Source organism: Pantoea sp. Ae19-2 (genome assembly GCF_059801205.1).
Genome location: NZ_JBCHWE010000001.1, coordinates 1 through 22,964 on the forward strand (window position 1 = coordinate 1; position 22,964 = coordinate 22,964).

At 56.9% G+C, this 22,964-nt stretch carries 21 protein-coding genes and 1 tRNA gene; 15 read left to right on the forward strand and 7 right to left on the reverse strand.

The genetic code is table 11. From position 1 onward, the window contains the following. From AAIE03_RS00005 to AAIE03_RS00045, 9 genes are all read left to right on the forward strand, one after another. A partial coding sequence (locus tag AAIE03_RS00005) for a tail fiber assembly protein (protein ID WP_498562679.1) occupies window positions 1-491 on the forward strand: 491 nt, incomplete at its 5' end. Window positions 492-608: 117 nt separating this feature from the next. After that, complete coding sequence (locus AAIE03_RS00010) at window positions 609-1,781, forward strand: phage tail sheath protein (protein ID WP_498562680.1); 1,173 nt, start codon at window positions 609-611, stop codon at window positions 1,779-1,781. Window positions 1,782-1,793: 12 nt separating this feature from the next. Then, window positions 1,794-2,309 (forward strand): phage major tail tube protein, encoded by a 516-nt coding sequence (locus AAIE03_RS00015; protein ID WP_024471058.1) that lies wholly within the window; start codon window positions 1,794-1,796, stop codon window positions 2,307-2,309. A 56-nt stretch (window positions 2,310-2,365) separates the two neighbouring features. Next, window positions 2,366-2,668, forward strand: a complete 303-nt coding sequence (locus AAIE03_RS00020) for a phage tail assembly protein (protein WP_145031933.1) — start codon at window positions 2,366-2,368, stop codon at window positions 2,666-2,668. Between the two features lie 14 nt (window positions 2,669-2,682). Next, window positions 2,683-2,805, forward strand: a complete 123-nt coding sequence (locus AAIE03_RS00025; protein WP_013027006.1) for a GpE family phage tail protein — start codon at window positions 2,683-2,685, stop codon at window positions 2,803-2,805. Then, a complete protein-coding gene (locus tag AAIE03_RS00030) occupies window positions 2,798-5,593 on the forward strand; it encodes a phage tail tape measure protein (protein WP_498562681.1) in 2,796 nt (931 codons plus the stop codon). Before AAIE03_RS00025 ends, AAIE03_RS00030 begins: the two co-directional genes overlap by 8 nt. Continuing rightward, complete coding sequence (locus tag AAIE03_RS00035) at window positions 5,590-6,072, forward strand: phage tail protein (protein WP_105082415.1); 483 nt, start codon at window positions 5,590-5,592, stop codon at window positions 6,070-6,072. Before AAIE03_RS00030 ends, AAIE03_RS00035 begins: the two co-directional genes overlap by 4 nt. Next, the gene (locus AAIE03_RS00040; RefSeq protein ID WP_498562682.1) at window positions 6,072-7,157 is read left to right on the forward strand and encodes a phage late control D family protein; all 1,086 of its coding nucleotides are present in this window, start codon (window positions 6,072-6,074) and stop codon (window positions 7,155-7,157) included. The genes AAIE03_RS00035 and AAIE03_RS00040 overlap by 1 nt, the downstream gene beginning before the upstream one ends. A 75-nt stretch (window positions 7,158-7,232) precedes the next feature. After that, window positions 7,233-7,451, forward strand: coding sequence for an ogr/Delta-like zinc finger family protein (locus tag AAIE03_RS00045; RefSeq protein WP_072137143.1), 219 nt, complete (start codon window positions 7,233-7,235; stop codon window positions 7,449-7,451). A 163-nt stretch (window positions 7,452-7,614) separates the two neighbouring features. On the opposite strand, the gene AAIE03_RS00050 is transcribed toward AAIE03_RS00045, so the two are convergent. After that, window positions 7,615-7,690, reverse strand: a tRNA-Ile gene (locus AAIE03_RS00050). 299 nt (window positions 7,691-7,989) lie between these two features. Between AAIE03_RS00050 and mug the strand changes: the two genes are divergently transcribed. Beyond that, window positions 7,990-8,505, forward strand: coding sequence for a G/U mismatch-specific DNA glycosylase (gene mug / locus AAIE03_RS00055; RefSeq protein ID WP_275233675.1), 516 nt, complete (start codon window positions 7,990-7,992; stop codon window positions 8,503-8,505). A 70-nt stretch (window positions 8,506-8,575) separates the two neighbouring features. Here the strand turns inward: mug and rpoD are convergent, their stop codons facing one another. From rpoD to rpsU, 3 genes are all read right to left on the reverse strand, one after another. Continuing rightward, complete coding sequence (rpoD, locus tag AAIE03_RS00060) at window positions 8,576-10,420, reverse strand: RNA polymerase sigma factor RpoD (RefSeq protein WP_013027259.1); 1,845 nt, start codon at window positions 10,418-10,420, stop codon at window positions 8,576-8,578. 563 nt (window positions 10,421-10,983) lie between these two features. Then, entirely contained in the window at window positions 10,984-12,729 is a 1,746-nt protein-coding gene (gene dnaG, locus AAIE03_RS00065; protein ID WP_029570674.1) for a DNA primase, read from the reverse strand. A gap of 116 nt (window positions 12,730-12,845) precedes the next feature. After that, complete coding sequence (gene rpsU, locus AAIE03_RS00070) at window positions 12,846-13,061, reverse strand: 30S ribosomal protein S21 (RefSeq protein ID WP_001144069.1); 216 nt, start codon at window positions 13,059-13,061, stop codon at window positions 12,846-12,848. A gap of 278 nt (window positions 13,062-13,339) precedes the next feature. Here rpsU and tsaD point away from each other — a divergent pair, with 278 nt between their 5' ends. Then, window positions 13,340-14,353: a tRNA (adenosine(37)-N6)-threonylcarbamoyltransferase complex transferase subunit TsaD gene (gene tsaD / locus AAIE03_RS00075; RefSeq protein WP_013027257.1), complete on the forward strand. Its 1,014-nt coding sequence runs from the start codon at window positions 13,340-13,342 to the stop codon at window positions 14,351-14,353. 35 nt (window positions 14,354-14,388) lie between these two features. On the opposite strand, the gene plsY is transcribed toward tsaD, so the two are convergent. Then, window positions 14,389-14,988: a glycerol-3-phosphate 1-O-acyltransferase PlsY gene (gene plsY, locus AAIE03_RS00080; protein WP_013027256.1), complete on the reverse strand. Its 600-nt coding sequence runs from the start codon at window positions 14,986-14,988 to the stop codon at window positions 14,389-14,391. Between the two features lie 108 nt (window positions 14,989-15,096). Here plsY and folB point away from each other — a divergent pair, with 108 nt between their 5' ends. Both folB and bacA read left to right on the forward strand, forming a co-directional pair. Then, complete coding sequence (gene folB / locus AAIE03_RS00085; protein WP_013027255.1) at window positions 15,097-15,456, forward strand: bifunctional dihydroneopterin aldolase/7,8-dihydroneopterin epimerase; 360 nt, start codon at window positions 15,097-15,099, stop codon at window positions 15,454-15,456. A 194-nt stretch (window positions 15,457-15,650) separates the two neighbouring features. After that, the gene (bacA, locus tag AAIE03_RS00090) at window positions 15,651-16,469 is read left to right on the forward strand and encodes an undecaprenyl-diphosphate phosphatase (RefSeq protein WP_014594643.1); all 819 of its coding nucleotides are present in this window, start codon (window positions 15,651-15,653) and stop codon (window positions 16,467-16,469) included. Window positions 16,470-16,503: 34 nt separating this feature from the next. Here bacA and AAIE03_RS00095 read toward each other — a convergent pair whose 3' ends face one another. Together AAIE03_RS00095 and AAIE03_RS00100 are read right to left on the reverse strand one after the other, a co-directional pair. Continuing rightward, the gene (locus AAIE03_RS00095; protein ID WP_015699493.1) at window positions 16,504-17,721 is read right to left on the reverse strand and encodes a multifunctional CCA addition/repair protein; all 1,218 of its coding nucleotides are present in this window, start codon (window positions 17,719-17,721) and stop codon (window positions 16,504-16,506) included. A 156-nt stretch (window positions 17,722-17,877) separates the two neighbouring features. Further along, window positions 17,878-18,498 (reverse strand): TIGR04211 family SH3 domain-containing protein, encoded by a 621-nt coding sequence (locus AAIE03_RS00100; RefSeq protein WP_013027252.1) that lies wholly within the window; start codon window positions 18,496-18,498, stop codon window positions 17,878-17,880. A 266-nt stretch (window positions 18,499-18,764) separates the two neighbouring features. On the opposite strand from AAIE03_RS00100, the gene AAIE03_RS00105 reads away from it, so the two are divergent. Together AAIE03_RS00105 and glnE are read left to right on the forward strand one after the other, a co-directional pair. Further along, window positions 18,765-20,075 (forward strand): CYTH domain-containing protein, encoded by a 1,311-nt coding sequence (locus tag AAIE03_RS00105; protein ID WP_028715812.1) that lies wholly within the window; start codon window positions 18,765-18,767, stop codon window positions 20,073-20,075. 29 nt (window positions 20,076-20,104) lie between these two features. Then, entirely contained in the window at window positions 20,105-22,957 is a 2,853-nt protein-coding gene (gene glnE, locus AAIE03_RS00110) for a bifunctional [glutamate--ammonia ligase]-adenylyl-L-tyrosine phosphorylase/[glutamate--ammonia-ligase] adenylyltransferase (RefSeq protein ID WP_014594639.1), read from the forward strand. Window positions 22,958-22,964 lie beyond the last annotated feature (7 nt).

The window sequence follows — 22,964 nt, forward strand, 5'->3', positions numbered from 1 at the left end:
TACCGGCGCAACGGTATCAAAGCCATTTTTCTGTATCGGCATCGGGGTGTGACATGAACGAAGGTATTTATTACAGCGCATCAGAAAACACGTTCTTTTTTGAGTCACTGCGCGAAAGCTACATTGCGGGCAATTACTGGCCTGATGACCTAAAGCCGGTGGATTACGCAAGCTATCAGAAGTTTGCACTGGAAAAACCGGCAGAGGGCAAAATCAGGGCCGCAGATAAAAACGGCCTGCCGCAGTGGGCTGACATGCCGCTGCCAACCGCTGAGCAATACCGCCAGATGGCGGATAACGAGAAAGCGCAGCTGATGGTGGCGGCGCAGCAGGCGATCAGCGTCGGGCAGACCAAACTGCTGATGGGCCGCACACTCACCGATGACGAGCGCGCCAGGCTCAACGCCTGGATGGATTATATCGATGCGCTGACCGCCACCAATACCGGCACCGCGCCGGACATCAGCTGGCCGGAAAAGCCCGCAACATAACAAGAGGCCCGTTTCGGGCCTTTTTCCTTTGTGTCATTCGCCAGACAATGGCCGCAGGGTGCGCGCGCGCCCCATCCCTTACACCATAGCGGAACCCCTTAACCGGAGATCCGTTACATGGCACAGGACTATCATCACGGCGTGCGCGTTATTGAAGTTAACGAAGGCACCCGAACCATTACCACCGTCAGCACGGCCATCATCGGGATGGTCTGTACCGGCGACGATGCCGACGCGGAATTGTTCCCGCTGAACCGTCCCGTTTTACTCACCGACATTCTCACCGCCAGCGGCAAAGCGGGCAAAACCGGCACGCTTGCCGCATCGCTCGACGCCATTGCCGACCAGGCGAAACCGCTCGTCGTCGTCGTGCGCGTGGCGCAGGGCGCAACCGAGGCGGAAACCTCGGCCAACATCATCGGCGGCGTGACCGATGACGGGATGCGCACCGGCATGAAAGCCCTGCTGGCCGCGCAGACCGTTTGCGGCGTGAAGCCGCGCATCCTCGGCGTACCGGGGCATGATACCAAAGCAGTCGCCACCGAGCTGCTGAGCGTGGCGCAGAGCCTGAAAGCCTTTGCGTATATCTCGGCTTACGGCTGCAAAACCGTGTCCGAGGTCATCGCGTACCGCGCCAATTTCAATCAGCGCGAAGGGATGCTCATCTGGCCTGACTTCATCAGCTTTGACACCGTGCTGAAAGCCGATGCGGCGGCGTATGCCACCGCCCGTGCGCTTGGCCTGCGCGCCAGAATTGACGAAACAACCGGCTGGCACAAGTCCCTGTCTAACGTCGGCGTGAACGGCGTCACCGGCATTTCTAAAGACGTGTCGTGGGACTTGCAGGATCCGGCAACCGATGCGGGCCTGCTGAACCAGAACGACGTCACCACGCTGATCCGTAAAGACGGCTTCCGCTTCTGGGGTTCGCGCTGCCTGAGTGATGACCCGCTCTTTCAGTTCGAAACCTACACCCGCACGGCGCAGGTGCTGGCCGACACGATGGCCGAGGCGCAGATGTGGGCCGTTGACGGGCCGCTTAATCCGTCGCTTGCCCGCGACATTATCGAAGGCATCAACGCGAAGCTGCGCAGCCTGGTGAATCAGGGCTATCTCATCGGCGCAAGCTGCTGGCTGGATGACTCGGTGAACACCAAAGAGACGCTCAAGGCCGGACAGCTGTTTATCGACTACGACTACACGCCGGTGCCGCCGCTGGAAAACCTGATGCTGCGCCAGCGCATTACTGACCAGTACCTGGTCAACTTCGCCGCCAGCGTTAAAGCATAAGGAGCTGAACACATGGCCTTACCCCGTAAGTTAAAACACCTGAACCTGTTCAACGCAGGCAACAACTGGCAGGGGCTGGTTGAGTCCCTGACGCTGCCAAAGCTGACCCGCAAGTTTGAGAAGTACCGCGGTGGCGGCATGGCTGGTGCGGTTGATATTGATATGGGCCTGGACGATGGCGCGCTGGACACGGAATTCACCGTCGGCGGCACCGAAGCGCTGCTGTTCAAGCAGCTGGGCGCGGAAACCGTGGACGCGGTGCAGCTGCGCTTTACCGGCTCAATCCAGCGTGACGATACCGGCGAGGTGCAGGCGGTGGAGCTGGTCACGCGCGGGCGCTACAAGGAGCTGGATTCGGGCGAGTGGAAAACCGGCGACGCCAACACGACCAAGGTTTCCGCGACCAACAGCTACGCCAAGCTGACCATCAATGGCGAAGTGCTGTTTGAGGTGGATCTGGTCAACATGGTTCACATCGTGGACGGCAAGGACATGATGGAAGCGCACCGCAGCGCGCTGGGCCTGTAATCACGGCAGCAGGCGCTGGCCTGCTGCTTTTATCAATTTTTCAGTGGATTAAGAACATGAGCGACATCAAAAACGAAAAAACCGTCACCCTGGACACCCCAATCAAGCGCGGCAAAACCGAAATCACAGAGGTGGTACTGCGCAAGCCGCAGTCCGGTGCGCTGCGCGGCGTGCGCCTGCAGGCGTTGATGGAAATGGACGTCAACGCGGTGATGACCGTGCTGCCGCGCGTGTCAACGCCTGCGCTGACGGCTCAGGAAATCAACGAAATGGACCCCGCCGATCTGGTGTCGCTGTCGGTGGAGGTGGTGTCTTTTTTGTTAACGAGGTCGGCGCTTTCGACTATCCCGCAGAGCTGAGCGTAGATGACCTGGTGGCAGACATCGCCACCGTGTTTCACTGGCCGCCGCCGGTCATGTTCGCGGAGTCGCTGGCGGACGTGCTGATGTGGCGGCACAAAGCGATCCTGCGTAACGGAGCCGGTGACGATGAGTGACAGAGACCTGCGCCTGCAGGTGGTACTTAAGGCGGTGGACAAAATCACCCGCCCTTTCCGCAGTGCGCGCGACGGCTCCAGGGAGCTGTCCGCCGCCCTCAAAGCCAGCAAAGAAAGCCTGAAAAGCCTGAACGATCAGGCCGGGCGCATTGACGGCTTTCGCAAAACGCGCCAGCAGCTTGCCATCACTGAAAAAAATCTGGCCTCGGCCCGACACGAGGCCGCCGCGCTGGCGACACAGTTTGCCGCCACCAACCGCCCCACTGCGCAGCAGTCCCGCTTACTTGAGCAGGCCAAAAACCGTGTTAATGACCTGCAGCAGAGTTACAACGGCCTGCTGCGCTCGGTACAGCAGCAGCGCGGCGCGCTGACCGCCGCTGGTATCGACACAAAGCAGCTGAGCGCGGCACAGCGCCGACTGAAAACCGACGCCAGCGCAGCGAGTGACGCCATCGAGCGGCAGCAGCGTGAGCTTAAAAAGCTGGGCGAGCGCCAGGCAAAAATGCGCGCCGTGCGTGAGCGCTACGGCAAAACGCTGGAGGCCCGCGACAGGGTGGCCGGAGCAGGGGCGACAGCCACGGCGGCGGGCATGGCAATGGGCGTGCCGTTTGCGGCGGCTATCAAAGCCTCGGCGGATATGGAAGACGCCATGAAGGGCGTGGCAAAGCAGGTCAACGGGCTGCGCGATGACAAAGGCAACCGCACCGCGCAGTTTTACGACATGCAGGCCGCCATCAAGGCCGCCAGTGAGCAACTGCCGATGGAGCACGGCGCGGTTGACTATGCCGCGCTGGTTGAAGGCGGCGCACGCATGGGCGTCACCAATCAGAATGATTCTTACGCCGACCAGAAGCGCGACTTACTGGCCTTTGCCACCACGGCGGCCAAGGCGTCAACGGCGTTTGAGCTGCCCGCCGACCAGCTGGCCGAGGGGCTGGGTAAAATCAGCCAGCTGTACAAGATACCGACCCGCAACATTGAGCAGCTGGGCGATGCGCTGAACTATTTAGACGATAACGCCATGTCCAAGGGCGCGGACATTATCGACGTGCTGCAGCGCATGGGCGGCAACGCTGACCGACTGGACTTTCGCAAGGCGGCGGCGCTGGGTTCCACGTTCCTTTCACTCGGTGCAACCTCTGAGATTGCGGCGAGTTCGGCCAACGCGATGGTGCGCGAGCTGTCGATTGCCACCATGCAGGGCAAGCGCTTTCAGGAAGGCATGACGCTGCTTAAGCTGGACCCGAAAAAGATTGAAAAGCAGATGACCACGGACGCGATGGGAACCATCATCAGCGTACTGGAGAAGGTCAAAAAGCTGCCAGACAACAAGCGCCTGTCTGCGCTGACGATGATATTCGGCAAGGAGTTCGGCAAGGATGCGGCGAAACTTGCCAACAACCTGCCGGAGCTGCGCCGACAGCTGGCCCTGACGCAGGGCGATGCGGCGAAGGGTTCGATGGAGAAAGAGTCTGCCATCAACAAAGATTCCCTGTCCGCGCAGTGGCTGTTGTCCAAAACCGGTCTCAATAACGCCATGAGCGGGTTAGGGGATACGCTGCGCCAGCCGCTCATGGACATCATGGGGCTGATTAAAAAGGTCACCAACAGCGCAGCGCAGTGGATTGAGAAAAACAAGGCACTGGCTGGCGCGCTGGTGAAAGTCGGCGCGGCGGTGTCTGCCATTGTCATCGGTCTGGGAACGCTGGCCATCGGCTTTGCAGCCATTGTCGGGCCGATGGCGGTTATCAGGCTCAGCATGGCGACGCTGGGCTTTAAGGGCGCGGGCGCATTCGGGATGATTGGTAAGGCGTTGCGTATCGTCGGCAGCGGCATTCTGTGGCTGGGCCGCCTGATGTTTGCCAACCCGATTCTGGCCGTATTGGGCCTTATCGCAATGGCAGCAATTTACATCTGGCGTAACTGGGACACCCTCGGGCCGATGTTTGATGCACTCTGGCAGCGCGTGACAGATAACACGTCGGCAGCGTGGGAGGCCATCAAAGGCAAAATAGCCGGTGCGTGGACGTGGGTTAAATCCCTGTTCGCGGATGGCGCACTGCAGGGAGTCATCAGCAGAGGCTGGGACGCGATACGCGACGGCATCGCCGGGACATGGCAAAGTATCAGGGTTGCCGTGTCGCAGAAATGGGATGAACTGGTTAACTCGGCCAGCACGCTGCCGGAGCGGTTTAAAGAAGCGGGCAGCAACATGATAAGCGCACTCCTTGACGGCATCACGGCCAAATGGGAGGCGCTCAAGGCCAGACTGTCATCCATGACGGATTTGCTGCCGGGATTCATGAAGCCATCAGCGGACAAGGGCGGCGCGACACCGGTCAACCCGTTAAGTCCGGCATCCCCGACGGGCTTTGCCGGACTCTATGACAATGGCGGCTACATTCCCGCCGGTCAGTACGGCATTGCGGGCGAGAACGGGCCGGAACTGGTCAACGGCCCGGCGCGCATTACCAGCCGTCGCCGCACTGCCGCACTGGCCGCATCGGCTGCGCTGGCGCTGGGTATGGCCGCCGCACCTGCAGCAGCCCGCCAGCTACACCCGATGAGCCTGCCCGCGCAGGCATACCAGAGTAAAGCGCAGCGCGCACAGGCCGCGCCGCCGGTTGCCGCGCCGCAAATCAACGCATCATTCACCATCGTGCAGCAGCCGGGGGAGAGCCAGGACGATCTGGTTGATAAGGTGATGCGCAGGCTCAAGGCCGAACAGCGCCAGGCCGAGGCCCGCGCGCGCAGTTCTTACCGTGATCAGGGGGGATTTGACGAATGATGATGACGCTGGGGCTGTTCGTTTTCATGCTGGAAACGGTGCCTTATCAGGAGCTGCAGCTGCAGCGCAGCTGGCGGTTTCCGTCCAATAACCGCGTGGGCTTTCGCCCGTCGCTGCAGTTTGCCGGGCCTGACACCGACACGCTGACGCTTTCCGGCGTGCTGCTGCCGGAGCTGACCGGCGGCAGACTGTCGCTGTATGCGCTGGAGCAGATTGCGGAGCTGGGCCGCGCCTGGCCGCTCATTGAAGGCAGCGGCACCATTTACGGCATGTACGTGATTGAGAGCCTGAGCCAGACCAAAGCGGAGTTTTTCAGTAACGGCGCGTGCAGGCGCATTGAATTTACGCTGACGCTTAAGCGTGCAGACGAGTCGCTGGGCGAGATGTTCGGCAGCCTGAGCGGCCAGCTGGATGCCATGAAAAGCGCGGCGGCAGGGGTGGCCGGTAAAGTTACTGCAGCAGTGGGAGGGCTTTTCTGATGATGCAGGCAGAAAGCTGGGTAAAAGGGGCGGCCAGCGCCCCGGCGTTTCGCCTGACGATGGCAGGCGCAGACGTGACGCAGACCATACAAAAGCGGCTCATCAGCCTGACGCTGACCGATAACCGGGGCTTTGAGGCCGACCAGCTGGACATTGAACTGGACGACGCGGACGGCCTGCTGCAGCTACCACGCCGGGGTGTTGTTTTGAAGCTGGCGCTGGGCTGGGAGGGTGAACCGCTTATCAGCAAGGGCAGCTATACGGTTGATGAGATTGAGCACAGCGGCACGCCCGACCGGCTGACGCTGCGCGCCCGTAGCGCCGACTTTCGCCAGACTCTGAACACCAGACGCGAAAAGTCGTGGCACAAAACCACGGTAGGCGAAATTACCAAAGCCATTGCGGAAAAGCACAAGCTGGATTTAGCGCTGGGCACAGACGTTGAGAGAATGGCAATCGACCACATCGACCAGACCAACGAATCCGACGCCAGTTTTCTGATGCGCGTGGCCCGCCAGTGCGGTGCGCTGGCCTGCGTCAAGGATGGCAAACTGCTGTTTATCCGGCAGGGGCAGGGCAAAAACGCCAGCGGCAAGGCGCTGCCGGTCATCACCATACAGCGCCGTGACGGAGACAGTCACCGCTTTACCCTGGCTGACCGCGACGCCTACACCGGCGTGATTGCCAGCTGGCTGCATACGCGCGAGCCAGCGAAAAAGCCACAAACGAAGGTGAAGCGTCGTCGCAAAACTACGGCGAAGAAAAAAGAGCCGGAAGCGAAACAGGGTGATTACCTCGTCGGCACCGATGAAAACGTGCTGGTGCTGAGCCGCACCTATGCCAACCGGTCAAACGCAGAGCGGGCAGCAAAAATGCAGTGGGAACGGCTGCAGCGCGGTGTTGCGACCTTCTCAATACAGCTGGCACGCGGGCGCGCTGAGCTTTACACCGAAATGCCGGTAAAGGTAACTGGGTTTAAGAAACAGATTGATGACGGGGAATGGATCATTACCACGCTGACACACAGCCTGAGTGCCGACAGTGGCTACACGACCAGCATCGAGCTGGAAGTGAAAATTGATTAATTGCAAATGGAATGAGATGTATCTCAAAACAAATGTTTGTGTATAATTGATTAAAAATGCGATGGGGCTTAAACGATGATGAATTGTCCTATGTGTGGTAACGCCGCACACACGAGAAGTAGCTTTCAGGTGTCCAAAAATACCAAAGAGCGTTATAACCAGTGCCAGAATATAAATTGCAGCTGCACTTTTAAATCGCATGAAACTGTCACTGACATAATCATGACTCCGGGCAAAGTGGACAGCGTACCGCCCCATCCGGATCGCGGTTCTCAACAAGTTCTTTGGATGTAAAAGCCCGCTTGGCGGGTTTTTTTTTGGCTCAAATATGCGTTAGGGTGCGGAAAGTCGTGTTAAGACAAAAAAGCTGCTGCCATTTTGCTGCCACTTGGGTAAATACCAACAAAAAAGCCACCCTTGCGAGGTGGCTTAAGTTCATGATTTTAATCACTAAATTTGGTGGCCCCTGCTGGGTTTGAACCAGCGACCAAGCGATTATGAGTCGCCTGCTCTAACCACTGAGCTAAGGGGCCAATGGAGCGGGGATTATAAAGTATCTGTCCAGGGCAATCCAGCGTTGTTCGGCTGGTTGCTGAAATAAGCAGCAATGTTTTACTTGCTGATAACTATGATAAAACAGACGAAAATCTCTGGCTGATGGGCGGCGGTGCAACTGACGCTGTTATCCTTAAATGTCTTTCCCCGCTTAACAATAAAAAAAACCCACTCAGGCCAGGACGTTAACCGGCAAATGCGCTTTAATCAGTGGCAAGATTATGACGAATAAGGATGCGTGAGCGGCTGTAAGGCGCAGCGCAAAGCCAGGAGCACCATGAGCGAACACAACATCACCGATATCATTGCAACGGATCTGAACGTGCTGTTTTGCGGCATCAATCCCGGCCAGTCAACCGCGCACACCGGCTATCACTTTGCGCATCCGGGTAACCGCTTCTGGAAGGTGATTTATCTGGCAGGGTTTACCGAGCAGCAGCTGAAGCCGGAAGAGGAGCAGCGCTTACTGGAGACCGGATGCGGTATCACGATGCTGGTCGAGCGTCCGACCATCCAGGCGAATGAACTGGGTGGTGATGAGCTACGGGATGGCGGTCAGCGGCTGATGGACAAGGTGCTACGTTATCAGCCTGCTGCGCTGGCTATCCTGGGCAAAGACGCGTTTAAACGCGCGTTTCGGCAGAGCAAGGTGGAGTGGGGCGAGCAGCCGATTCACATGGGGAAAACCCAGGTCTGGGTGCTGCCGAATCCCAGCGGACTGAATCGGGCATCACTGGAAGAGATGGTGGCGATGTATCGTCAGATGTACGATGCGCTACAGGCACAAGGTTAAAGGTCAGGCGTGAAAAGTGGGGAAGGGCGGCAGATATAAAAAACCCCGGCGAACCGGGGTTTTAACTGACTTAATCGTCGAGGAAGCTGCGCAGCACTTCCGAGCGGCTCGGATGGCGCAGTTTACGCAGGGCTTTCGCTTCAATCTGACGGATACGCTCACGGGTTACGTCAAACTGTTTGCCTACTTCTTCTAACGTGTGGTCGGTGTTCATATCGATGCCGAAACGCATGCGCAGCACTTTGGCTTCACGGGCGGTCAGGCCAGCCAGCACGTCATGGGTCGCAGAACGCAGGCTTTCAGAGGTGGCAGAGTCCAGCGGCAGCTCCAGCGTGGTGTCTTCGATAAAATCCCCCAGATGTGAATCTTCATCATCACCAATCGGCGTCTCCATAGAGATAGGCTCTTTGGCAATCTTCAGCACCTTACGGATCTTATCTTCAGGCATCAACATGCGCTCAGCCAGTTCTTCTGGCGTCGGCTCGCGTCCCATCTCCTGCAGCATCTGGCGCGAGATACGGTTGAGTTTGTTGATGGTCTCAATCATATGCACCGGAATACGGATGGTACGCGCCTGGTCAGCGATAGAACGGGTAATCGCCTGACGAATCCACCATGTGGCATAAGTTGAGAACTTATAGCCGCGACGGTATTCGAACTTATCAACCGCTTTCATCAGACCGATGTTACCTTCCTGAATCAGATCCAGGAACTGCAGACCACGGTTGGTGTATTTCTTCGCGATTGAAATGACCAGACGCAGGTTAGCTTCAACCATCTCTTTCTTCGCGCGGCGGGCTTTCGCTTCACCGATCGACATACGACGGTTGATGTCTTTCACCTGCTCGATGGTCAGGCCGGTTTCTTCTTCAATCTGGGCCAGTTTCTGCAGAGAACGCATCACGTCATCCTGCACGTCCAGCAGTTTTTCAGACCACGGCTTGTTCATGGCCAGTGCGGCTTTGAACCAGCTCTCGTTAGTCTCGTTACCGGTGAACAGCGTAATGAAGTTTTTCTTCGGCATTTTGCACACTTCAATACACAGCTTCATGATCAAACGTTCCTGAGTACGGACACGCTCCATCATTTCACGCATGTTGTTCACGAGGTAGTCGAACTGCTTCGGTACCAGGCGGAACTGCTTAAAGACGTCAGACAGGTTCTGGATCTCGGCAACCGAGGCAGCATGGCTGCGTCCTTTGCTTTTGATCACGTCACGCGTGGTTTCGTACTGCGTGCGAAGGTCAGAGAACTTCTCGCGCGCCAGTTCTGGATCGATAGAGTTATCGTCGTCAGAGCTGTCGTCATCGCTCTCTTCATCGTCATCTTCGTCGTCATTACGATCGGCTTCAGACAGCTCAGAACCCACGTGAGTGGCGGTCGGTGCCAGGTCTTCTTCAGCGTTGGGATCAACAAAGCCAGTGATTAAATCTGACAGGCGCGACTCGCCTGCTTCAACGCGATCGTACTGATCCAGCAGGTAGGTAATGGCTTCCGGGTATTCAGCAACGGAACACTGAACCTGGTTAATACCGTCTTCGATACGCTTCGCGATGTCGATTTCGCCTTCGCGGGTCAGCAGTTCAACGGTACCCATTTCACGCATGTACATGCGAACCGGGTCAGTGGTGCGGCCAATTTCAGATTCAACGCTGGATAATACCTGAGCGGCAGCTTCCGCGGCATCTTCGTCAGTATCGGAGCTGTTTTCATTCAGCATCAGATCGTCGGCGTCCGGGGCTTCTTCAACCACCTGAATGCCCATGTCGTTAATCATCTGGATGATGTCTTCGATCTGATCGGAGTCGACGATATCTTCCGGCAGATGGTCATTGACCTCAGCATAGGTCAGATAGCCTTGCTCCTTACCACGGGTGACAAGAAGCTTGAGCTGTGACTGCGGGTTTTGCTCCATAAGACGGTATCCACACTTCTGTTAATTAGATTGGTGTTGGTCGGCAGCGTGCCAACAATAACAGTGAAGGCATTTATTCTCGCCGCTGCCTTCGTCGCGGCCTGGGCTTTGCCCATCAGTAATCGGCACTTAAGCCGCAAATTTTATGTCGGGCCTGGCTTACTCGCCATTTTTGCCGCTACCAAGTGCTCGTCATCCTCACGTACATCAGTACGCTCCGGTGACTGCGCGCTTTCAGCGACAAAACTTGCTTCGACGCCGACGGCCCGAGGGCGGAAGCTGGCTTACTCGCCATTTTTGCCGCTGCTAAGTGCTCGTCATCCTCACGTACATCAGTACGCTCCGGTGACTGCGTGCTTTCAGCGACAAAACTTGCTTCGACGCCGACGGCCCGAAGGCGGAAGCTGGCTTACTGGCCATTTTTGCCGCTGCCAAGTGCTCGTCATCCTCACGTACATCAGTACGCTCTGGTGACTGCGCGCCAACAGAAACAAAACGTGCTTCGCCCCTCAATTTTTCAGCCTGCCGCTTCGGTTAAGGGAAGCCGCAGGCCGGATAATGCGTTACTTTTTCGCGAAGGCCTGGCTCAGCGCCCAGAGCTCGCGTCGCTCGTCGGTACTGAGCCCGTGCGTACGTTCACGCGCAATCAGGAACTCCAGTCGCTCTTCCAACGCCGAGTCATAAACGCTGGCAAGGGAGTCCTGAAATACCGCCTCGCTTTCCTCATCCACTATCATGTGGTTCCAGACGGCCAGTGTTTCAAGCGTCTGGCTAAAATTTGTTCCGCGATATAACTCTAGTAGCTGACCGGTGGTCAATCCAGGATTCTCATTACAGCGCGTCACTAATTCAATAAATAACGGTAAACCGGCAATTTTCGACTCGGCAAGCCCGTCCAGTGACGGCACCAGGGTTGCCAGCTGCGGATTCTGAATCAGCAGCGCCACTAAAACGCGCATCGTGGTGCGTTTAAGCGGTGGGGCGACCGGTGCGCTTCCGCCCGGGGCCTGCTTTGGCATCAGCTTTTCAAGCTGAGAGTCATCCAGAATACCTAACTTGTTACCCAGCGCCTGACGCATATAGATACGCAGTGTTTCACCGGGAATCTGTGTGATCAGCGGCAACGCCAACGTACTTAAACGTGCTTTACCGTCGCGAGAGCTCAAATCTACCTGAGGTAGCAGGCTGTCGAACAGAAACGAAGAGAGCGGCATCGCCTGCTCCATCCTCGCCTCAAATGCGGCTTTACCCTCCTGGCGAACCAGCGTATCCGGGTCTTCGCCGTCGGGTAGAAACATAAAGCGTAGTTGACGACCGTCATTCATGTAAGGCAATGCGGTTTCAAGTGCACGCCATGCTGCCTCACGTCCAGCCCGATCGCCGTCATAACAGCAGATCACGTTGTCCGTGCTGCGAAACAGCAGCTGAATATGTTCAGCCGTGGTTGATGTCCCCAGTGACGCAACCGCGTAATCCACGCCGAATTGCGCCAGGGCAACCACATCCATATAGCCTTCCACCACTAACAGGCGTTTAGGTTCAGGATGATTTTTTAACGCTTCATACAGGCCATAGAGCTGACGGCCTTTATGAAAAACTGGCGTTTCCGGTGAGTTCAGATACTTAGGCGTATCATTACCCAGCACGCGGCCACCAAAACCGATGACGCGGCCTCGCTTATCGCGAATCGGGAACATCACGCGCTCGCGAAAGCGGTCATAAACCCGGCCTTTGTCGTTACTGACCAGCATCCCCGCTTCCATCAACGATTCACGATCTTCAGGCTGCTTGCCGAAGCGTTTCAGGACGTTGTCCCAACCGGCGGGCGCATAGCCAATCGAAAAATGGTTGATGATGTCGGCGCTCAGACCACGATGTTCAAGATAATCGCGTGCTGACTGGGCGCTGGACTGCTGCAAACTCTGCTGATAAAAACCGTTCAGGTTCTCCATCAGCTGGTACAGGCTCTGGCGCTGATGGCGTTCCATCTGGCTTGGCCCATTGCCCGCTTCGTAAGGTACGTCTAAACCATGGGAAGTGGCTAACTCTTCAATACTTTCAACAAACTCAAGACGATCATAGTTCATCAGAAAGTCGATTGCGTTACCGTGAGCGCCGCAACCAAAGCAGTGATAAAACTGCTTTTCGCCATTTACGGTAAAAGAGGGCGTTTTCTCATTATGGAAAGGACAACACGCATGATAATTTTTTCCCTGCTTTTTCAGCTTAACGCGGGCATCGATTAACTCCACGATGTCCGTGCGGGCAAGTAAGTCATTGATAAATACGCGTGGAATACGTCCTGCCATAAGCCCCGTTTTTTCAGCTCATAAACGACAACAAGCCGCGCTTCCTTTCGGAAAGCACGGCCTTTTACTTGACTCGGTCTGCGTTTATCACGCTGTGGAGGCGAACCTCCGGGAAATTAGTACAGACGAGTGCGGCGTGCGTTTTCGCGAGCCAGTTTTTTGGCATGACGCTTAACTGCAGATGCTTTAGCGCGCTTACGTTCGGTCGTTGGTTTTTCATAGAACTCACGACGACGAACTTCAGCCAGAACGCCTGCTTTCTCGCAGGAACGCTTAAAGCGACGCAGTGCTACGTCGAACGGCTCGTTTTCACGTACTTTAATTACCGGCATGTAACTCTCACCTCAATAAAATTCGGTTTTGCTGCTGACTGCGGCGCCAGCACATTTCAAAATGGTGCAGCATTTTACTCCAACTCGCGTCGGCTTGTAAAGCACCATGGATAATTTAGAACCAACAGGAGCGTTTGCCTGTGCGGCTGCCGGTTTTTTCCAGGGGCGGGAGTATAGCGCACTCTTTAGGCAGCAGAAAATGACTTTTTGCGTGGATTGCATCCTCTTTTCGTGCAAGGGCTATGCTAAACTGCGCGCCGCAAGAATGAGGTGAAGCAATGCGAATTCTGGGTATTGAAACATCGTGCGATGAAACCGGCATCGCAATCTATGATGACGAGGCTGGCTTGGTGGCTAACCAACTGTACAGCCAGGTAAAACTGCATGCCGATTACGGCGGCGTGGTGCCGGAACTGGCATCGCGCGATCACGTGCGCAAAACGGTGCCGCTGATCCAGGCGGCCCTGAAGCAGGCCAACCTGGCGCCGCAGCAAATTGATGCGGTCGCCTATACCGCCGGACCGGGCCTGGTGGGCGCGTTGCTGGTGGGCGCAACGGTTGGACGCGCGCTGGCCTTTGCGTGGAAGGTACCTGCGGTGCCGGTGCACCATATGGAAGGTCATCTGCTGGCACCGATGCTGGAAGAGAATCCGCCCGCGTTCCCGTTTGTCGCATTGCTGGTTTCAGGCGGTCACACGCAGTTAATCAGCGTCACCGGTATTGGCGAATACACACTGCTGGGCGAGTCGATTGACGATGCTGCAGGTGAAGCCTTCGATAAAACCGCCAAACTGCTGGGGCTGGATTATCCTGGCGGCCCGATGCTGTCGAAAATGGCGCAGCAGGGCACCGCCGGGCGGTTCACCTTCCCGCGCCCGATGACGGATCGTCCGGGGCTGGATTTTAGTTTCTCAGGCCTGAAAACCTTTGCCGCGAATACCATTCGTGGCAATGACGATGACGCGCAAACCCGCGCCGATATCGCCCGGGCGTTTGAAGATGCGGTTGTCGATACGCTGGCGATTAAATGCAAACGCGCGCTGGATCATACGGGTTTTAAACGTCTGGTCATTGCGGGCGGCGTCAGTGCTAACCGCACCCTGCGTGAACAGATGGCCGTGATGATGCAAAAGCGGGGCGGTGAGGTGTTCTATGCCCGTCCTGAATTTTGTACCGATAACGGGGCCATGATTGCCTACGCGGGCATGGTGCGCCTTAAAGGCGGCACGCGGGGAGAACTGGGCGTGAGCGTCAGGCCGCGCTGGCCCTTGTCGGAACTGCCCGCCATCTGAGATCCAAAAAGCCGGTTAACCGGCTTTTTTTACGCTTACTTTTTCTTTTTTCGCTTCCAGATTTTGCTTTCCTGACCGCGCCACAGGCGCTGAATGTTGTCATGATGACGCAGTAAAATCAGGCAGGAGAGCATGGAAACCGGAAACGTAAACTGTGGCTTAAACCACCAGACATAAAACGGCGCGATAAGCGCACTGACAATCGCGCCAAGCGATGAGTAGCCGCTCAGCAGCACGGTCAGTAGCCACGTTCCCGTCATGAGTCCGGTCAGGTCCCAGCCAATGGGGGCGATTGCACCAAACGCCGTCGCCACGCCTTTCCCGCCACGAAAGCGAAAAAAGACCGGATAAATATGGCCCAGACAGGCAGCAATGGCGGTTAAGCCCAGATAAAGCGGGGGCACATGAAACAGATAGGCCAGCCACACGGGCAGCATACCTTTCACAATATCGAACACCAGCACAGACGCAGCCGCCAGTTTGCCGCCGATACGCAGTACGTTGGTTGCGCCCGGGTTGCCTGAACCGTGGGTGCGGGGATCGGGTAAACCGGCGAGTTTGCAAACCAGAATCGCACTGGAAATTGAACCGCACAGATACGCGAAAATAATCATACCAAGCGCGAAAGCACTCATAACACCGTCCCGTTTCCTTTGGGGTCGTTTTGATCACGTCTACCATGGATAATACGCACAATCTGCCGGAAGTGGTATCCGGCGCGACCAAAAACAGAGAGCATCATCATGGATATCGTCTTTATAGAACAACTCACCGTCTTCACCACGATAGGGGTTTACGACTGGGAGCAGGGGATTCAGCAGAAGCTGGTGATCGATGTAGAAATGGCGTGGGATAACCGTCAGGCCGCCGCCAGCGACGATGTGAAAGACTGCCTGAGCTATGCCGATGTCTCAGAAGCGATTCTGTCGCATCTGACGGGACAGCGTTTTGCGTTGGTGGAGCGCGTAGCGGAAGAAATTGCGGATCTGTTGATGAACCGTTTCAATTCACCTGGCGTGCGCATCAGGGTAGCAAAACCGGGCGCGGTGGCTCAGGCAGCGCAGGTTGGCGTGCGAATTGAGCGCGGGACTATTCCTAAATAGTTACGATGTGATTGCCATCACAATGAAACCAAACCAAATTACTGTTTGTCTCAGCACGTGCCGTTTCGTTACGACAGACTAAACGGCAGTTGAGCTTAAGGTTTTACTCAGACTTAAGCAGATAAGATTTAAGGCGATAGCGCAACAGCTAGCGCCTTTTTCATGGTTTTAAAACGGACAGAGGGAATACATTGATGGCAGATCTTCATCAGCTGTGGGTAGCTGCAATCCTGGGCGTGGTAGAAGGGTTAACCGAGTTCTTACCGGTCTCTTCTACCGGGCACATGATTATAGTGGGGCACCTGCTGGGCTTTGAGGGCGACAAAGCAGAAACCTTTGAAGTGGTCATTCAGTTAGGTTCCATTCTTGCCGTCGTCGTGATGTTCTGGCGGCGTTTGTTTGGATTGATCGGCATTCACTTTGGTGAAGTGAAACATGAAGGTGTCGGGACAGGTCGGTTAACCCTGATCCATATCCTGTTGGGCATGATCCCTGCGGTGGTGGTTGGTCTGGCGCTGCACGATCAGATTAAAACGTTGTTTAATCCGATTAACGTGATGTATGCGCTGGTGGTCGGGGGCTTACTGCTGCTGGCAGCGGAATTCCTGAAACCGAAACAGCCAAAATCACCAGGTATTGATGATATCACCTATCGTCAGGCGTTTATGATTGGCTGCTTCCAGTGTCTGGCGCTGTGGCCGGGCTTCTCGCGTTCGGGCGCCACCATTTCAGGTGGGATGCTGATGGGCGTGAGCCGCTATGCCGCATCCGAGTTCTCGTTTATCCTGGCCGTACCGATGATGATCGGGGCGACAGGGCTGGATATCTATAAAAGCCTCGGCTTCCTGACGATGGCCGACTTCCCGATGTTTGCGGTGGGCTTTATCACCGCATTCGTTGTCGCGTTGCTGGCCATCAAAGTGTTCCTGGAGCTGATCAAACGCATCTCTTTCGTGTCATTTGCCATCTACCGCTTTATCGTGGCGGGCGCGGTGTACATGATTTTCATGTAAGCCACAGGGTAACGCGGTCGGGCGACTGGCCGCGTTACGCTAAGCCCTGTTCGACAGCCTCAATACGACGTCGCGTGAGCTCTTCCCGCACCTCTATCCCTTTAAATCCCGCCTCCACGACCGCCTTAGATGGCACGGCCTGAGCCAGGGCAAACGCACGTCGCAGGTAGTTGCCCTGGGGATAAGGCATGTTGGCAAGGCCACCGCGTCCGCGGGCATCCGCTTCGCTGCACAGCGCCAGTTGGTTAACCCGCTCGGGTTTGCGCCAGGCGTCAAGACGGTCAAATAAGCCAATCAACGCGTCGGCAGGGCGCTGCTCAATGGTATGCATCATGTCGTGAAACTCCGTGACCAGCAGCGCCAGATCACGGATCGCATTCGGCACGCGTAGCCGTTGACACAGCGCGGCGACCAGCGGAACGCCTGCCGGGCCATGTCCGTGATGGCTGGGCCATTTTTCCACCGGCGTTAAGGCTTTACCGACATCGTGAAACAGCGTCGCAAAGCGCACGTCAATCGCTTCCGAGAGGCCAGCAGACAGGGTTAACGCCATCAGCGTGTGAACCCCGGTATCAATTTCCGGGTGCCATCGGGCGGGCGCCGGCACGCCGAACAGGTTATCGATTTCCGGAAACAGTCCCTGCAATGCGCCGCAGTCGCGCAGTACCTGGAAGTAAACCTGGGGATTATGGGAGGACAGGGCTTTTTCCGTCTCTTTCCAGACGCGTTCGGCCGTGAGATCGGCCAGCTCGCCGCTCTCTGCCATTTGTCGCATCAGCGCCTGCGTTTCGTCGGCAATACGAAAATTAAGGTGGGCGAAGCGCGCGGCAAAACGCGCGACGCGCAGGACGCGCAGGGGATCTTCACTAAAGGCATCGGAAACGTGGCGCAGCTGCCGGTCGGCAATATCCTTTTGTCCGTGGTAGGGATCGTAAAGCTCGCCTTGATCGTCGCGGGCAATGGCGTTAATCGTCAAATCGCGGCGCTGTAAATCCTGCTCCAGCGTGACGTCTGGCGCCGACCAGGTCGTGAACCCGGTGTAGCCTTTGCCGTTCTTCCGTTCGGTACGTGCCAGCGCATACTCTTCCCGGCTGTCGGGATGCAGAAACACGGGGAAATCGCGGCCGACCTGCTGGTAGCCTTGTTCCAGCATGGCTTCCGGGGTCGCGCCTACCACCACCCAGTCTTTGTCTTTAACCGGCAACTTCAACAGCGCATCGCGCACTGCACCGCCAACAAGAAACGTCTTCACGCACAACTCCAGAGATAAATAAGTGATCTGCGCGTCTGTGGGCTTCCGGCACCTGAATCCAGACGGGCACAAACTCTATTGTTGCACAAATTCGACATATTGCAGACAGGCCAAAAGGGGCATCTTACGATCCCCTGATAGCGAGCGGTGGTAAAACTAGTTCATCCAGCGATCGTTTTTCTTACGGCGCGGCACCATGTGCGGCAACAGTAGCCCAAGCAGCAGGCCGACGCCTAGCACGCCGCCACCATACATAAACCACTGCATGATGATCGTACGCTGTTTGTCATCCAGCTGAACGTTAGCGGCGCTGACTTTCTTCTGCGCCACGATCAGTTCGTTTTTCAGCTTCTGATTTTGCTCTTTTAAGCCGTTGATCACGCTGTCGCTGCTGGCCACTTTGTTCTGCATTTCGGCGGTGCGCTGATTCCAGCTGTTATCAATATTGGCTAACTTGGCGGTCAGGTCTTTAACCTGTTGTTCCAGCTGCGGTACCCGGGTGCGCAGGCTGGGATTTTCACTCAGCTGCGACAGGGGGATCCAGACGGTGCGGCCTTCGGCATCGCGTACCTGGCCATATTTGGTGGCATCATTGGTCTGCAGCAGCTGTACCTGTTCACCCGCATTCAGCTTGCCCAGCAGGCGAAACTGGTCGCCGGGACCGCTACGAACCCAGGTGGATAATTCGTCAGAAACGTAACGTTTTTCATCGGCGTGAGCAGGTGCAAGGGTGCTGAGGGCCAGCAAAGTGATTCCAGCGAGTGTGATTTTTTTCATTAGATTTCGTTTTGCTTAAAAATTAAAGATAATTTACCGGCACAGTCTGTAGAGGCTTCGCGTAAATCTGAATGAGAACTATCCTGGTCTCATGACAGTGCGAAAAGGGTAGCGAAAGCACAAAGAAAGCAGAGACAGTCCGGCTTCTGTGCATTACTCTTCGCCTGAAAACCCTAACCTTCAGCTCAGTGGATGCAGCAGAAGATAACCTTAAACAGGCAGGGAATATATCCTTAAGTGCCAGCGGCGTTAGTGAATAAAAAAATATGACCATCGAAATCGAACTTAAGTTCATTGCTAAACCCAATGCTGCCGGGAAACTGGCAGAACGGCTGGCGGCGTTTCCGCATCAGCACCAGGCTGCCCGTCAGCTGACCAATATCTATTTTGAAACCGACGATAATCAGTTACGTCGTTGGAATATGGGATTGCGCATTCGGGGCGTTGATCAACGCTACGAAATGACGCTGAAAACCGCCGGCAAAACGCTGGGTGGGCTACATCAGCGCGGCGAATACAACGTTGACCTCACTGAGCCAACGCTGGACATCAGCCGTCTGCCCGCAGACATCTGGCCGGAAGGAACGGATGTAGCAGCGCTACAGCAGCGCCTGCAGCCGCTGTTCAGTACCCATTTTGAACGAGAGATCTGGGTAGTCACGGCGGGCAGTAGTGAAATAGAAATTGCCTGCGATCGGGGCGACGTGACGGCGGGAGAGTTGAGCGAACCTTTGTCAGAGGTTGAGCTTGAGCTAAAAGGTGGCCAGCGCAGCGAGTTGCTGACGTTTGCTCAGCAGTTAGTGGCCGTGGGCGACCTGCGGATGGGCAGCCTGAGCAAGGCGGCGCGCGGCTATCAGTTAGCCAAAGGTAATCCCTCGCGTGAGGTAACCGCCTTTCCGCTGTTAAAAGCCGGGGCGAAAGCCACGGTGGAAGAGGGCATGACGGCGGCCATGGCGGCAGGCCTTCACCACTGGCAATATCATGAAGAAGTGTGGCTGCGTGGCAATAAGCGCGCCAGAGAAGCGGTTCGTGAGGCGCTGGATGTTCTGCGTCAGGCGTTTGCGCTGTTTGGGGCGGTAGTCCCGCGCAAGGCCAGTAGCGAGCTGCGTCAGAAGCTGACCACGCTGGAAGAAACGCTGCTAAATGAAGATGTCGATGCCGACAGCTTCTGTTTTTCGGCTCTCTCGGTAGAGGCCCAGTTAGCACTTACTCACTGGTTAGCCGAGGCCCATTGGCGGCAGTGGATTGATGAAAAGGGGCAAACCAAGCTCAACGGTTCCTTTAAACGCTTTGGCGATATCATGCTGGGCCGCATCAATGCCGATCTGAAAGAAACCTTCAGCACCGTCCATCAGGTGAATGAGTATCAGGACAAGGCCACGCGTCTGGATCGACAGCTGCTGGCGGTGCATTTGCTGGCGGGCGCTTACTCGCCGGATGCCGTTCACGACTGGCTGGCGCCGTGGCAGCAGCTGCAGCGCGCAATCAGGGAACAGCAGCACGCCAGCCTGGACTGGTTAACGGCGCAGGCGATGAAACAGTCACCCTTTTGGTTAACCAGCGGTTCGCCACGCTAAGTCATACAGCACGCTATCAGGGAGAGAACATGTTGCCATCCTTACCCACCGTATTGCGCACCCAGGCCGCGCGGGCAGTTGAACAGCTCGGTCTTGCGGATACCGCTCTCAGCGAGGCGCAGCTTGCCGGTCTGGCCTTCAGCGACTTTGTGCTGGATAACCTGCAGCAGAATCCGCACTGGTGGCAGGAGATTGCCGCACAGTCACCCGTGGCCGACGAGTGGCAGCAGTATACGCAGTGGCTGGGCAGAGACATGGCGGCAGTGGACAGTGAAGCCAGCCTGATGCGCGTGCTGCGCCTGTTTCGCCGTCGCATGCTGGTTCGCATTGCCTGGATGCAGTGCTTGCAGCTTGCCACGACAGAGCAGACGCTACAGCAGCTGAGCGTATTAGCCGAGGTGCTGATCGACGCCGCGCGCCACTGGGTTTATCAGGACTGCTGTCGCGAATTCGGCACGCCCTGCAATGCCGCGGGTGAACCACAGCCGCTGCTGATCCTCGGAATGGGCAAGCTGGGCGGCGGCGAGCTGAATTTCTCCTCCGATATCGATCTGATTTTTGCCTGGCCGGAAAACGGCACCACGCGCGGCGGTCGCCGCGAACTCGACAATGCGCAGTTTTTTACCCGCATGGGCCAGCGCCTGATCAAAGTACTCGATCAGCCCACGGCCGACGGCTTTGTTTACCGGGTCGATATGCGCCTGCGCCCGTTTGGCGACAGCGGGCCGCTGGTCATGAGCTTTGCCGCCCTGGAAGATTATTACCAGGAGCAGGGCCGCGACTGGGAGCGCTACGCCATGGTGAAGGCGCGGCTGATGGGCGATGAGCAGGATCGCTGGAGCCAGGAACTGCAGCAGATGCTGCGGCCCTTTGTTTATCGCCGCTACATCGATTTCAGCGTCATCCAGTCGTTACGCAATATGAAAGCGATGATCGCGCGTGAAGTGCGTCGCCGCGGGCTGAAAAACAACATCAAGCTGGGCGCGGGCGGGATTCGCGAAACAGAATTTATCGTGCAGGTTTTTCAGTTGATTCGTGGCGGACGTGAGCGCTCGCTTCAGCTCCGGGCCTTGATACCTACGCTGTCTGCTATTGAATCTCTGGCCTTACTGCCACCCGAGCAGGTTGCGGCATTGCGCGCGGCTTATCTGTTTCTGCGTCGGCTGGAAAACCTGTTGCAAAGTCTGGCGGACGAACAAACGCAAACGCTGCCGGAAGAGGCGTTACCCCGCGCCCGGCTGGCGTGGGCGATGGGCTGTGATGACTGGGCTGCGCTGAGCGCCCGGCTGGAAACGCATATGGCCGCCGTGCGTGCCATCTTCGATGAGTTAATCGGTGAGGATACGCCGGATGTGGGCGATCGCCCCGAACTGGCCGACTTTAACATGCTGTGGCACGACAGCCTGGAAGACACTGAGCTGGCCCCGCTGGTGCCACAACTGGATACCACGCAGTGTCATGCTCTCAATCAGGCGCTGGAAGCGTTTCGCCAGGATATCGGTCACCGCACTATCGGCCCGCGCGGCCGTCAGGCGCTGGATCAGCTGATGCCTCAACTGCTGAGTGAAGTCTGTTCACGCAGCGATGCCGCGGTGACCTTCAGCCGCCTGGCGCCGTTGCTGCTGAGCGTTCTGACCCGCAGTACCTACCTTGAGCTGCTCACCGAGTATCACGGCGCGTTGCGTCACCTGATTCGTCTTTGCGCAGCCTCACCGATGGTGGCCAGCCAGCTGGCACGTTATCCGCTGTTACTGGATGAGCTGCTTGATCCCGCCACGCTCTATCAGCCAACCGCTACGGATGCCTACCGGGATGAGCTGCGTCAGTACCTGATGCGCATTCCTGCGGATGATGAAGAGCAGCAGCTTGAAGCATTACGCCAGTTTAAACAGGCACAGTTATTACGCATCGCGGCGGCGGATATTGCGGGAACGCTGCCGGTGATGAAAGTGAGCGATCACTTAACCTGGCTGGCCGAGGCCATTATCGAATCGGTGGTGCAGCAGGCGTGGAATATGATGGTGCAGCGCTATGGCCGACCGTCACACCTTGTGCATGAACACGAACGGGGCTTCACGGTATTGGGCTATGGCAAGCTGGGAGGATGGGAACTGGGCTACAGCTCCGATCTCGATCTGGTTTTCCTGCATGACTGCCCGATGGAAGCCGTCACGCAGGGCGAGCGCAGCATAGACGGACGGCAGTTTTACCTGCGGCTGGCGCAGCGCATCATGCATCTGTTCAGCACCCGTACGTCGTCCGGCATTTTGTACGAAGTGGATGCGCGACTGCGGCCTTCGGGCGCGGCTGGCATGCTGGTCAGTACTTTTGAAGCCTTCGACGACTATCAGCGCAACGAAGCCTGGACGTGGGAGCATCAGGCGCTGGTCCGCGCCCGCGTGGTGTTCGGTGAGCCCGATCTGAGCGCGCGTTTTAGCGCCATTCGCCGTGCGATCCTCTGTCTGCCGCGCGATGCGGCAGCGTTGCAAACGGAAGTCAGAGAGATGCGTGACAAAATGCGCGCGCACCTGAGCAACAAGCACAAGGGCCGCTGGGAGATCAAAACAGACGAAGGCGGCATTACGGATATTGAATTCATCGCCCAGTACCTGGTGCTGCGCTATGCGGCGGAGCAGCCCGACCTGACGCGCTGGTCAGACAATGTGCGGATTTTTGAACGGATGGCAATCCACCACAAAATGTCTGACGAGGAAGCGGCAGCGCTCACGCATGCTTATGTCACGCTGCGCGATGCGCTGCATCATCTGGCGCTTCAGGAGCAGCCCGGGCATGTTGAACCTGACGCCTTTGCGCAGGAAAAAGAGTCGGTGAACACCAGCTGGCAGCGATGGCTACAGTCACCACACTCTCTCACGGCGTGATGCTGAT